Source organism: Legionella norrlandica, assembly GCF_000770585.1.
Lineage (GTDB): Bacteria > Pseudomonadota > Gammaproteobacteria > Legionellales > Legionellaceae > Legionella > Legionella norrlandica.
This window is the reverse complement of record NZ_JNCF01000073.1, coordinates 1-13,215: the sequence shown is the minus strand read 5'-3', so window position 1 is coordinate 13,215 and position 13,215 is coordinate 1. Positions and strand designations below refer to the sequence as shown.

The following is a 13,215-nucleotide window of genomic DNA, read 5'->3' as shown; positions in this document are numbered from 1 at the left end:
CCACAGCGCGTATTCAAAAGCACTAATGTTCTCAAATTTTCGGCCTGAGCAATCCGTTATTTTGCCTCTGTAAAACATTAAACTTATATCAGCTTTTAGTATCGATTGAACTGCATCATGCTCACCGTGCACTACGTGGGGCAGTAGCTTATGAACACCAATCATGGGTTTAAACAAATCGAAATGATGTCTTGATGTCTGAGCTAAGTTTACTGAATCATGGTTTGATAGATATTGAGCGGTTTCAATTTTAATCTCTGGTGGTAATTCATTAAACTTCTCGAATTTGGATTGCATACTTTCACCTTAACTCTATTCACTTGGGATAATTTAAAAAATAATTATACGTGAATTAATTGAACAAATAACCATGTGATTTTAAATTCATCAAAAAGAAGGGCGTTCAGAACTATTTCTTACATTCGTATTATTGAGTCGGCCATTGGTGGCGAAAACATTGCTACCACGATTGAGGGGTGCGAGCACTACCCTGTGAACGTGCATTATTTACGAGAAATAAGGGATGATCCAGATAAGCTCAATCGCATTTTAGTCAAAACGCCCAGTGGTGCCGAAGTGCCCATCGTTCAATTGGTGAATTTAAAGTCTGCTCTATATATTAGGGTATAACATGAGTATCGCCGTTTGGTGGAATGATTGCACTTGCAGGGGTTGCTGCAGAAACCAGTGCGGTGATGCTTGCTTATCTTGATTCGGATTACAGCGAGAAAAAAGAAAAAGGATTACTCAAAACTTTACCAGATTTAATTCAAACTGTGCAGCAATGTGCAGTATCCCGTATTCGTCCTATGGTGATGGCTGGGTTGGCTAATATCCTTGGTTTGTTGCCGATTATGTGGCGACTGGTATTGGTGCCGATGTGATGAAACGTCTTGCAGCCCCCATGGTAGGTGGTGTTTTTTCAGCTTTATTGCTCACCTTAATTGTGATTCCTGTGGTTTATGTGATGTGGCGATGGCAGGTGGATATGAAGAAGAAACATGATACAAACAATTAGCTATTAAAAGCCTAAACCAAGTTATGTTGCGGCTACTAAGGTAATCTATCTGGATTAGGGAACGGATAATTTCTACATTATTAAAGTACCGATTTTAATTTGACCATCCCTATAGAAAAATGATCAGAAATTTTAGTAGCGTCAAACATGGGAAGACCCTGTAACTCCAGAAGTTTATATGCTGATGGAGTCTTATTTTATTCTTATTTTTCAAATTTACACGACCCAAGAGCAAAGTCAAGTAAGCACTATTGAGCTATCTCGATAGGCTTTAGTTATTAACGCAATCACCCATTTTTTAGGATCATCGCGATGCTCAAGCACATCCAAATGCTTTCCTTCATCTTCTTAGAGTGAATTGATCAGTTCTGTTTTTTCTTGATTATTTAAATGGGAAAAATAGAGCATACCGTAGACAGATTTCTATATCCTGAGATATGTATTTAGTTATTTAAAATCAAAGAATTAATTTCATTCCTGCATTTTTAAATGTCCACATGGGGCATCTATGGGGGCACCCAGAAATAGTCTCGACACATAGAAACAAAATCAAGACTCTACTATACTAGTGAGGCGATTTAATTTCCAGCAGATTATAGACTATCTACTCAATCGAGCGAGACTAAATGGGAGAAATTTTTGAGCAGTTTATTGTGACTGAATTATCCTGTAAAACAGCACTCCAGAAGGCGCGCAATTTAAGGGCGGAGGGCATACTTCAGCAACGTGATAATTACTGCTATTTAAAAATAGATGATGATTATATCCATTTTATTCATCCAATACTTAGTGTTTATGACGCTATAGATAAGCCAGATTATTTTAAACCACCTGATGATGTTGGTGCTCATATTTCTATTATTTACCCAGAGGAGAATATCAGTTTGAATCGAAAACATATTGGGCAAAGGCATCGTTTTTCGATTGATGGATTAATTAAAGCCAGATTTGGTTTAAAAGAATATTTTGCACTTTCCATTACCTCACCTTCTTTGGTAGCTTTTCGTCAAAAATATTGTCTTGACCCAAAACCTACTTTTAAAGGGCAACAAATTGTATTTCACATTACTGTGGGTGTCAGGGCTAATACTCGCGATATCATTACCGAATAATTTTTTGCTGAGCTGCGCTATTTATAACATTGTCGTACTCGCAAATATCACGCAAGGGTATTATATAAAGGGGGCAGAAGAAAAAAAGTTATAATTTTTACGTCATATAACCTGGTAAATCTATTTTAACTCTACTGCCCCAGGTTAATTGCAAAGCATTAATGATCGCAAGTATATCAATTAATTCTTGAAGTATTGCACCAGTTACTGGATTTATAAAGCCCAGAGCTGCAAAGCTCATTCCTATTATGCTGAGCAACATCCCGCCAATAGCGCTTTGTAGTGCAATTTTACGAGTACTGATACTTAAGTGCATTAACTCGTCTACTTTATTGAGGGTATTTTCCATAATTACAGCACCTGAAGCCTCTGCAGTTGCACTGCTGTATTGGCCGAAAGCTATGCCGACAGTCGCAGCTGTTAAAGCTGGCGCATCATTGATTCCGTCACCCATATAAAGAGTCGGTGCTTTTTGAGTTTCATTTCTGACAATTTCAAGTTTTTGTTCAGGACTTTGGGATGCATAGATTTCAGTTAATTCAAGTAGTTTCCCCAAATACTTGACTTCTGATTCACGATCTCCCGATACCAGCATGATTTTTTTAAACTGATGAGAAGGGGCTAAATGATGAATGAAAGAGTGGCTTTCTTCCCGGGGTGCGTCATGAAATTGTAATATGGCCACAAACTGCTCATCTATCAATAAAAGACATTCCAGGCCAGAAGAATACTCTGGCAAAAGTCCAACTTTTTCAGGGTGTTTGGCTAAAAATTTCTTGCGGCTGATGATTTGAACCGAGTGACCATTTATTGTTCCAAGTAAGCCATGCCCCGGCTTTTCGAAAACTTCCGATGCCTGTAATAAGGTTAAACCATGTTCCTTTGCAGTGTCTAATATAGAATTAGACAAAGGATGTTTAGAATAGCGCTCAAGGCTTGCTGCATATTGCAAGATATCTGAGGGAGTATAAGTCTCTATAGTAATAATTTTAGTTAAAGTTGGTTTGCCATAGGTTAATGTTCCTGTCTTATCAAAGATAGCGGTTTGACAAGTGGGTAGTCGTTCTAGAATAGTAGGATCTTTTATAATTATTGCCCGTTTGGCTGCCATTGAAACGGCACTTATTAGAGTAATGGGAATTGCAATGAGTAATGGGCAGGGTGTTGCAATGACCAATACGGATAAAAACCTAATAGGATCACCGGAAAAATACCAGGCAATCAAGGAGAAAAATAACGCGATTGGTGTAAAAATAGCCCCTATTTGATCACCTAGACGGCGTAAAGTTGGTTTTTTTTGTTCGGCTTCTTTTAAAACTTCAACGATGGCTGCATATCGAGAGTCTGATGGTCGTTTTGATGCTTTAACGATCAATAACGCTTCCCCATTAATCGCCCCTGATAATACAGTCACACCAGGTGCCTTTGAAATTAGATAAGGTTCACCAGTTAGATAGGACTCATCCATTGTACCATGTCCGTCAATTACTTCACCGTCAACAGGACATGCTTCATGAGGATAGATTATAATTTCATCACCGATTTGTGTTTCTGAAAGAGGAATATCTTTAATTTGTTCATTTTTACGTATATGCACCTTAGATGGCATACGTGATATGAGTGCTTGTAATACAGAAGAAGCTTTGCGTCTTGCATAAGCCTCCAAAGTTTGGCCGCTTGCAAGCATAAGTATGATCAAACAGGCCGTAAGATATTCATGTAAAATAACGCCTGTTATTAAGGACAAAGCGGCCAGAGTATCAGCACCTAAATCGCCGTGTGCTAACTTAATGCTAATTTGAATAAATAATGGTAAGCCACCAATAATAATTATAAGGATTAAAGGTACATTTACGAATGAAGAATTAATAGTTTTCATTATAACATAAAGAGCTATAGCAATAATTGAGCAAATAGTAATCCAAAATTGCCATTTTGTTTTGATTGCATAAAAAAAGTAATCCATTAAGTTTTATTTCCTCTTTACCAATGCCTAATCTTTTTTAAATCTATAAATTACAAACTGTTCAAAATGGAAATGTTCATTTATTTATAGAATTACTTAAATAATAATTAAGAAAGCCAATATAGCTGAAACCTTTCCTTCTAGAAGAAGTGACTTCGAAATTATAATATCCTGAAGGATTTAAATAAGGTTAAACTTAATATTTTTTTAATTAAATCCTGAGCAATTCTTTTTGAGTTAATAAAAACCCTGGGAGCATAGGAAGCCAATAAGTAAATCCTCTAAATAGAATTGTTACTGTGAATGCTTGCTCTATTGACAGTCCTAAAAAAGTTAATATTCCTGTAAGACTTCCTTCAAATATACCGAGTCCTCCTGGGAAAAAAGAAAGAGAGGCAATTGAGGATGCAATAACCTGGGTAGCAAATATTAACCTAAAATTTAAATCTAGATTAAGTGATTTCAATATTGTCCATAAGGTTAGTGAGTCAAAAATAAATATTGCTACAGAGAACGCTATAGCGGGAAAAAAAAGTTTGGAGTTTAAAACTATTTTGGGATCGAGTTCCTTAATTTCGTTTATTAAAATTCGAATGGAAGTATATTTGTTTAATAGCTTCGGAATTTTTAATTTTAAAGCCTGTTGCCATAAGAGGGCCGCCAAAATTATGATGGCCACCATAATTAGGATAAAGATTAGAGATAAAAAAATAAGTGTTTTGTTAAGATCATAATAAAACCAAAATACAATTATTGAGGCAATAAAGGATGCCAGATAAGCAACTTGCCGGGAAAAAATATTTAAAGCAATTGCCAATGCAATAGCTTTGGGAGTAATTAAACGCCCCATCAAAAATTTAGTAATGATTGTAACGCCACTTAAACCGCTGGTCGGAATCGTTTGATTGATGAAAAGTTGAGAAAAGCTTAATAAAAAGAGCTGAAAAAAAGAAATTTGTTCTCCAAACCACCATAAGGCCAAACGCCAAACCGCCGCAAGTGACATATAAGTCCCTGCTTGGAAAATCACTGCAAAAAAGAGCCAGGAAATCTTCATTTGCTCAATTAAACCAATAAAAACACGCAGTTGACTAAAATGAACTATTACAAGAATAAGAACAGCCAAAATTATGAAACCAGAAATCCATTTAATCATTTTGAACCTTCAAATAAATGATAATGCTGCTTGGTTAATATAATTTCCACATTATCTTTTTTTTAATTAATTCAACCAGAAGTAAGTAAGTCAAAGTCGCTGCAACCAAAAAAAGAAAATACAATGGAGGCAAGGGCACAAACCCAAATAATTCAGAAAATGGACTAAATGGCAACCATACTCCGATCATAACAATCAATAGAATCGTGGCAGTCAAGGGGAGACTTGGCATACTACGCCAAGGTTTTTTGGCCGTGCGGATAATAAAAATAACTAAAGTTTGCGTTGCTAAAGATTCGACGAACCAACCTGTTTGGAACAGAGATTCGTTAGCAGAAAATATTTTTAACATGACAAAAAATGTTAAAAAATCAAATACAGAGCTGATAGGCCCCACATAGAACATAAATTGGCGAATTATATTAATATCTAACCTCTTATATCTATGTATTGAGCTGGGATCTACATGATCAGTGGGTATCGTTATTTGAGAGATGTCGTAAAGTAAATTGTTCAATAATATTTGTCTGGGGAGCATAGGTAAGAAGGGTAAAAACAGGGTTGCAATTGCCATACTAATCATATTGCCGAAATTTGAGCTTGTACCCATCATAAGATATTTCATGACGTTTCTAAACGACTTACGCCCTTCTATAATTCCATTTAATAATACTTTTAGATGGTGTTCTAGCAAAACAATATCTGCTGCTTCACGAGCAATGTCAACAGCAGAGGCAACTGAAATCCCCACATCCGCATTATGTAAAGATGGTACATCATTTATCCCATCTCCAAGATAACCTACGACATGCCCTCTTTTCTTTAAGGCAGAAATTATCCTCTGTTTTTGTATAGGGTTTATACGAGCATAAATATCAATTTGTTCTACTAGCGAGGTAAGTGCATCATCCGTAATTTCTGAAATTTCTTCCCCTGTCAAAATGCGGCTTGTATCCATACCAACTTTTTGACAGATGTGTTGAGTAACTATTAAATTATCACCAGATAAGATTTTTATATTTATTCCTTCATGGCGCAAATCTTTAATTACTTTTGGAATGTCTTCAAGAAGAGGATCAGTAAAGGCTAAAAACCCTGCGAAGATCATTTCTATTTCATCTTTTCGAGTATATTTAAGTTGTCGATTCATTAACTTATAGGCAATAGCTAAGACTCGATATCCCTGGCTGCTTAAAGATTGGAAAAGCAATTCGCATTGTTTTTGCTCTTTTTCGGTAAATATTTGTTTTTCACCAGCAAAATCATAATAGGAGCATACGCTCATAATGTTTTCAGGCGCACCTTTGCAAATAAACAGGTGATTTTCATTTTTACTAACGATGACACTTGAACGCCGGCGCTCAAAATCGAAAGGAACCTCATCTACTTTATGGTATGGTTGAACATCAGGATGATCATGTTTTAGGATTGCAAAATCTAATGGATTTAATTTTGCTTTTTTTAATACTGCAATATTAAAGGGACTCTTAATTTCTGTTATATATAAGCTGTTTAAGTAGGCTAATAACATTACAAATTCGGATTGCTTTCCTGAAAAATCCAGGTATTGTGTTAAATTCATTTCTCCGCTTGTTAGGGTGCCTGTTTTATCACTACATAAAATATCAATGCTTCCGAAGTTTTGAATCGCTGATAAATTTTTGATAATGACCTTTTTCTTCGACATGCGAACGGCACCTGCGGCTAAAGTCACTGTCGTGATCATTGGAAGTAATTCAGGCGTAAGGCCTACGGCAAGCGCAACAGCAAACAACAAGGAATCGAGCAATGGTCTGTGCATGTATATATTGATCGAAAATACAAAAATTACTAACAGAAATACCATTTTCATGATAAAAGCGCTGAACCGCATCATGCCTTGTTCAAATTCTGTATGTGATGGTTTCTTCTTTAAGCTTTCTGCAATGTGTCCAAAAAGAGTATTGCTTCCCGTGTGAATTGCTAGTGCTGTTGCGCTACCTCCCATAACTGATGAGCCTGAAAATATAATATTGTGTGCATCAAGAGGATTTTGGGGTTTGGTCTTTAGGGGGATAGCTTCCTTTTCAACTGGCATCGATTCCCCAGTAAGTGCCGCTTGGTGAACATGGAGGTCTTTTGATTTTAACAGGATTGAGTCTGCAGGCACCATATCACCAGCGGATAATTGAAATAAATCACCAGAAACTAATTCTTTTGCAGGTATATTTAACCATTGATTTTCACGTAAGACTGTTACTGTAGTTGCTATTTTCTTTTGTAACATTTTAATTGCAACAAGAGCACGATGACTTTGAAAATAATCTAGACCAATGCTAATCATGATGATGCTAATTATTATCACTGCATTAACTTCATTTCCTGTAAATGCCGAAATTAAAGCTGCAAAAAATAAAATGGCAACTAAAGGATTAATGGAGTGGGAGATTGCTTCAAATATAATGACACGATAAGGCTTTCTTAGAATTTCATTTGTACCATATTGAGCTAACCGTTTTTGCGCTTGGATATTGCTTAGTCCTTCCAATGAACTATCCAGCTCCTTTAAAAGTTGGTCCTGGTTATAAGTTGATAAGTCATTTAAGTCTATGTTGATTTTCATTTACTTATTTTTCCATTATTCCTATTGTGGCATTGTGGTGAATAAGATATGTATAGAATAAAACACTATATTTAGAAATAGTAAGTGCATAGATTTTTTATGCTATTATTAGACAATAAAAGGATTTGTAATGGCGATAAAGAAAATACGGTTGTGGCTATACGCCAGTATCATCTTTTCTTGCTTGACGATAGCGCTGGGTGGGTCGGTACTGATTGGGTGGCATGCAGGGATAGCCATGTTACTACAATACCAAGCCGATACCATAGCTATGGTGTATAACACCGCTTTATCATTCGCCGTACTTGGAATTTGCATCATATTACTGCTCTTCCATTATTATAAATCCAGTCAGTTTCTCGCTATATTAATTATTGCACTCTCTTTCCTGGTGCTTTTTCAAACTATATATAATATTAATTTACATGTCGATGAGTTGTTTTTGAAGCATCATTATAATATTGCCAATCATTTCCCCGGACGAATGGCTCCTAATACTTCCATCTCGTTTATTATGGCAGGAATAGTTATCTTGATTATTGGGCGAGCTCATTGGACTTTCAATTGGGGGGTGTTGGCATCCGTTTTTTCTATTCTTCTACTGTTTATGTCATTATTATTTGCAAGTGGTTATGTCTCTTCGCTTCAGAATGCCTATGAATGGAGTCGGCTCACCCCTATGGCACTTAATACTGCTTTAGGATTTATGTTGATGTCGTTGGCTTTATTGTTTGCCTTGCTATATAGATGCCGATATCACGGGATATCAGTTTGGCCTGCTATGCCAGTGATACTTGGCCTGGGAATGTTTTTAATTAACAGTCTGTTGGCTTTGTCAGTACATAAACAGCAATATGCCAACCAGATACATTCTTTGTTGCCGTTAGTAATTTTTATACTTGGAACAATATTTACCATATTATTTACTCTATTGCTCTACTATGTGCAGCTAGAAAGAAAGCGCTCGCGAGAGGAGCAAAAACTCAGAGCACTGACAGAAGCTACGCTTGATGCAACGGGTGATGGTATTATTGCATGGAATGATAAAGGGGTTATCACCCATTGCAATCGTAAATTTTCAGAATTATGGCGATTGCCTTCGCAACAAGTTCAAGGAAAAAACATTTTATGTTTACTGGCGGACATGTGTCATGAGGCTGAAGATGAGAAGCATTTTCGGGAAAATATGAATACGCTTATCCAACCTTCACAAAACTATAACCGCATGACTCTGGAACTCAAAGGGAGTCGATTTTTTGAGGTGCACACGCAAAGCCAAAAAACCAGGGTCTTCCCTTGGTTCAAGTCTTGAGTTTTCACGATATTTCTGATGCAAAAAATCTCGAAAAAGACATGATGCACCGCAATACCACGATCTATTAACGGGACTGCCAAATAAAGCCTTAATAATAGATATGCTGGGCATGGCCATTCAGGGTGTTTTACATAACAAACATCAAGTTGGTGTATTTCTTATAGATATTAGTAAGTTTACCCAAGTTAATGACGTATTTGGCCGCAGCAAAGGCGATGAACTGATTCGTATGATTGTTGAAAGATTAAAAATTGGGGTTGGCAATTCAGGAACTTTGTGTAGGCTTGGTGGGGATGAGTTTGTCATTATTGCTTCATTGAGTGGTTACGCTGACGGTCAAAAAATAATTGATAATGTTTTGTCGGCATTAAAACCAAGTATTGAATTTTATGGTAGCCAACTGAATGTCTCTTGTTCCATAGGTGTGTCAATTTGTCCTCAGGATGGTATTCAGACCGATGAGCTGTTACGGTGTGCAGATATTGCAACTATTCGTGCAAAAAAACAGGGAAGAAACAGCTTTGTGTATTATGCAAGAGAGTTAGGCGCATATACATATGAACGTATGTTGCTCGAGAATAAGCTTTATGTTGCTTTAGAAAAAAAAGAATTTGAACTTTATTATCAACCATTGCTTGAGCTCAAAACAAACAAGATTTATGGCTTCGAGGCTTTATTGCGCTGGGAAAATCCAAGACTGGGTTTATTAACACCAGATAAGTTTCTTCCTATCGCAGAAGATTTAGGGTTAATGAATGATATTGGTACTTGGGTAATAAATGAAGCTTGCCGTCAACTAAATCACTGGAGAAAAAAAGATCTACCGCTTGTCAAAATGGCAGTCAATACAACGGCTCACCAATTTAAAAACAATCGCTTACTAGATGACATCAACAAAGCTTTAGTTTTTTATGATTTGTCGCCTGAGAGCCTTGAAATTGAATTGACAGAGCAAGTTTTGTTAGACGGTTCTAAGGAGGTATTTTATGTTTTAGAAATGTTAAAAACAAAAAAAATAGTCGTCGCCTTAGATGACTTTGGTACTGGATATTCCAGCCTCAACTACATTAAGAAATTTCCTCTGGATAAATTAAAAATTGATCAGACGTTTATTCGTGATATGTTGCATAGCGAAGATAATAAAAATCTACTTAAAGCAATTATTCATTTAACTGAAACAATGAAACTTACGGTTTTAGCTGAAGGAATTGAAAATCAAGAGCAACTAGATTTTCTTATTGCTAATCGTTGTATTTATGGCCAAGGTTTCTTTTTTGCGAAGCCTATGCCACCATCAGTCTGCTCAGCTTTCCTAAAAAGATACAAAAATAGAATTGTAACCTTCACATTTGAGTGACTCAATATAGATAATGCATTTTATCAAAATTTTTGTGTTTTTTGATTAATGCCCGGAAATGGGCTTCTACACATCTAGTTTGATAGCTTTTAATTAGCACAGCTGATGAGCCTAATATTATGAATCTTATCTGTATATAATTTAATTAACATGTAGCTCTCGACGAGATAATTTATATCTTGAGAGCATACACTATATCAGATCTTTTACACTTGGGTCCTATTTTCTTAAGCGCGTCCCTTCTTTTAGTACTGATCCTAGGGGTGCTTAAAACTTAAACATTAAATGCTCCATTGATGGAAATTGTAAATGATTGGGCGCTCTCAAACTGCGAAGGATGAATAAAAGAATTTCCAACCAAATTATCAACACCTATCTGATTTGTAAAAGGACTCACATATTTAATGGTATTTCTCCCGACCATGGCATAAGTGTAGCTAAAATCTAGAAACCAAGTTGGATTCAGAGAATAAATCGCACCTAGTTGGGCTGCTCCTCCCCATTGCCAATATTTCTTAGATAAATTAGCTGGAACACCACTAATATCCGTTGCTTGCTGCCCATTATAATCGGCATAACCAACGAATTGATTAATCCTATTCTGCATACCAAATACAGTGGGGCCAATACCTAAGTATACTTTACTATATTCAAAAGAATGTCCAATAAGCGCTAATAATAAAAATTCATGGTTAATATGAGTTTGTACAGAATCAACGAAATAATTTCCTGTAAAAGGCGTGATACTTCCGTTAATAACGTTTGTGTTTGCACCTGCTTGTGGAATGGTCATATTTATATCAGATAAAAACGTATTGATATAATCATAAGCAAACTTAGCTCCCCAAAAATAAGAGGTATTGTTAAAGTGGCGCAAATAACCTACCTGGGCATGCGGCGAGAGATTAGTTTGATTTTGGTAAAATGGGCTTGAAGTTCCAGCAGCTGATCCAATACTTGTCAAAACCCCTGCTGTATACGTTCTACTCACTCCTCGGCCATAGACGGTTTGCTTGTGGACAGCAGCAGAAGTATAACTGCCGCCACCCCCGGCAAAGAAATATTGATTAGGTTCTGGAAGAGCTCCGATCGTACCTGCTAGTAAGCCATTTGAAATTGTAGTGGCGCATATTCCGATGTAAAATGATTTTTTCATGAAAAGTCCTTTTCTCTAATTTACCTTGATCATATTCGCATTATCCTGAAATTATATTATTTTTCAAGGGCACTTTACTTACCCTGAAGTTTGACGGAAATGATTATTATTTAATATAAGTAATTTACTACTTCCCTAGGTTCTGTGAACGAAATTTCTAGCGCAACCCAATAAGTGCGCCGGCAAATGCAAGAAGCCTAAGAATGCGGAGGTTGTTTTATCAAAGCAAGAAAAAATTCTTCGGAAGTGTTTCATTTTAGAGAAAAAAGTCTCAATGAGAAAGCGTTCCTTATACTGCTCTGTGTCGATGTGTCTTGGCTTTTTCGCGTCTTTTGACGGAATGATTGCAGTGCAGCCTTGACTCTCTAAAGTGTCAACAAGTTCTTTAGAATCATACCCTTTATCCGCAAGGACTACAGTATCGTGCTGCTCTTTCAGCAATTCAACGGCCTGAGTGATGTCATTTCGAAGCCCTCCAGTCAGAATAAACTTAATCGGATTGCCCAGCCCACAACCAATGCATGAATTTTAGTGGTAAAATCTCCTTTGCTACGTCCCAATGCATGAGCGCGCACCAATAACCATAAGATTCTCCATATTAAATCTTTAATTAATGTTTATTAGTCACCCTATAATATTATAGTAGGGCGTGTTGACAAATTGCCCCACTGCCTACGTGCAGGTATTTGATTATTATCTGATTGTGGCTGAGGATGAGCAAATATAGATAAAGAGGAATGATTGGTGGAAGACTCACGTACCTCTGATAGCGGTATTGATTTAATAGGAATTACGTTACTACCAATAGAGATTTGTTTCATCTTATTTAAGATTTTGAATGATCCGCTATTAGTATTGGTTTTAAAAAATCCACGTTGTACCGAAAAAAAACGATTCAGATTTGAATTCTTCTCAAATACCTCTTTCAATATTTTCTGCTTTTCATCTTCAGGACGTTCGTTGATGAATTGGATAAGACTTTCTTTGGCATGATTCTTTCTAGCCAAGTTGGCCATTTGATTATTATTCAATCTACCTGATGTTACAGCATCAAAAATTCTCTCAGCATAACTTTTTTCTGATTTAATTGGAGTATCAATTAGCTTAGGCTGATGCTTCTCTTCAATGAATGACGCTTTATTGACTTTCGCAACCATTTGAATCAATCTGTTGTGAGAATATGTGCTCCAACGATTCTTTGCAGCAATCTCAAGTATTGTAGATCCATTATTATTAGTTTTGTTCGGGCTAGCGCCAGCATCAAAGAACGCTTTAACAATATCTAAATCAATCGCGCTAGCATAGGAAAGGTAGTAGGCAAAAGCGGTGGAAAAGTCGTTTGTATTAAGCTTTTTTGTTGCAAGGGATAATTCAATTAACTTGACATAATACTGTTTGCTCCAGTTATTCCTTGCAGCAAGATAGAAAATTGAACCTCCATTATTATTAGTTTTGTTCGGGCTAGCGCCAGCATCAAAGAACGCTTTTTTAACAATATCTAAAAATCAATCGCGCTAGCATAGGAAAAGGTAT

At 36.4% G+C, this 13,215-nt stretch carries 9 protein-coding genes and 2 pseudogenes; 4 read left to right on the top strand and 7 right to left on the bottom strand.

Annotated features, from left to right (window positions below):
* Positions 1-297: hypothetical protein (locus tag OK13_RS12185; protein WP_035891166.1), on the bottom strand; the 297-nt coding region annotated here is incomplete at its 3' end.
* Positions 298-423: 126 nt separating this feature from the next.
* On the opposite strand from OK13_RS12185, the pseudogene OK13_RS16085 reads away from it, so the two are divergent.
* Positions 424-1,018, top strand: a pseudogene (locus OK13_RS16085) (efflux RND transporter permease subunit); the annotation flags it as partial.
* A 626-nt stretch (positions 1,019-1,644) separates the two neighbouring features.
* The gene (locus OK13_RS12175) at positions 1,645-2,130 is read left to right on the top strand and encodes a glycoside hydrolase family 71/99 protein (protein WP_035891162.1); all 486 of its coding nucleotides are present in this window, start codon (positions 1,645-1,647) and stop codon (positions 2,128-2,130) included.
* A gap of 97 nt (positions 2,131-2,227) precedes the next feature.
* Here the strand turns inward: OK13_RS12175 and OK13_RS12170 are convergent, their stop codons facing one another.
* The 3 genes from OK13_RS12170 to mgtA form a co-directional block, all read right to left on the bottom strand.
* A complete protein-coding gene (locus OK13_RS12170) occupies positions 2,228-4,096 on the bottom strand; it encodes a heavy metal translocating P-type ATPase (RefSeq protein ID WP_035891160.1) in 1,869 nt (622 codons plus the stop codon).
* A 211-nt stretch (positions 4,097-4,307) separates the two neighbouring features.
* Positions 4,308-5,252, bottom strand: coding sequence for a lysylphosphatidylglycerol synthase transmembrane domain-containing protein (locus OK13_RS12165; RefSeq protein ID WP_035891158.1), 945 nt, complete (start codon positions 5,250-5,252; stop codon positions 4,308-4,310).
* A gap of 34 nt (positions 5,253-5,286) precedes the next feature.
* Complete coding sequence (mgtA, locus tag OK13_RS12160) at positions 5,287-7,854, bottom strand: magnesium-translocating P-type ATPase (RefSeq protein WP_081964929.1); 2,568 nt, start codon at positions 7,852-7,854, stop codon at positions 5,287-5,289.
* A gap of 130 nt (positions 7,855-7,984) precedes the next feature.
* Here mgtA and OK13_RS15525 point away from each other — a divergent pair, with 130 nt between their 5' ends.
* Both OK13_RS15525 and OK13_RS15520 read left to right on the top strand, forming a co-directional pair.
* A complete protein-coding gene (locus OK13_RS15525; protein WP_241480561.1) occupies positions 7,985-9,166 on the top strand; it encodes a PAS domain-containing protein in 1,182 nt (393 codons plus the stop codon).
* Between the two features lie 112 nt (positions 9,167-9,278).
* Positions 9,279-10,526, top strand: coding sequence for a putative bifunctional diguanylate cyclase/phosphodiesterase (locus OK13_RS15520; protein ID WP_241480560.1), 1,248 nt, complete (start codon positions 9,279-9,281; stop codon positions 10,524-10,526).
* 274 nt (positions 10,527-10,800) lie between these two features.
* On the opposite strand, the gene OK13_RS12150 is transcribed toward OK13_RS15520, so the two are convergent.
* From OK13_RS12150 to OK13_RS12140, 3 genes and pseudogenes are all read right to left on the bottom strand, one after another.
* The gene (locus tag OK13_RS12150; protein WP_035891157.1) at positions 10,801-11,682 is read right to left on the bottom strand and encodes a hypothetical protein; all 882 of its coding nucleotides are present in this window, start codon (positions 11,680-11,682) and stop codon (positions 10,801-10,803) included.
* A 157-nt stretch (positions 11,683-11,839) separates the two neighbouring features.
* Positions 11,840-12,245: pseudogene (locus OK13_RS12145) on the bottom strand (IS5 family transposase); the annotation flags it as partial.
* Between the two features lie 66 nt (positions 12,246-12,311).
* Positions 12,312-12,839: a hypothetical protein gene (locus tag OK13_RS12140; protein ID WP_035891155.1), complete on the bottom strand. Its 528-nt coding sequence runs from the start codon at positions 12,837-12,839 to the stop codon at positions 12,312-12,314.
* Positions 12,840-13,215 lie beyond the last annotated feature (376 nt).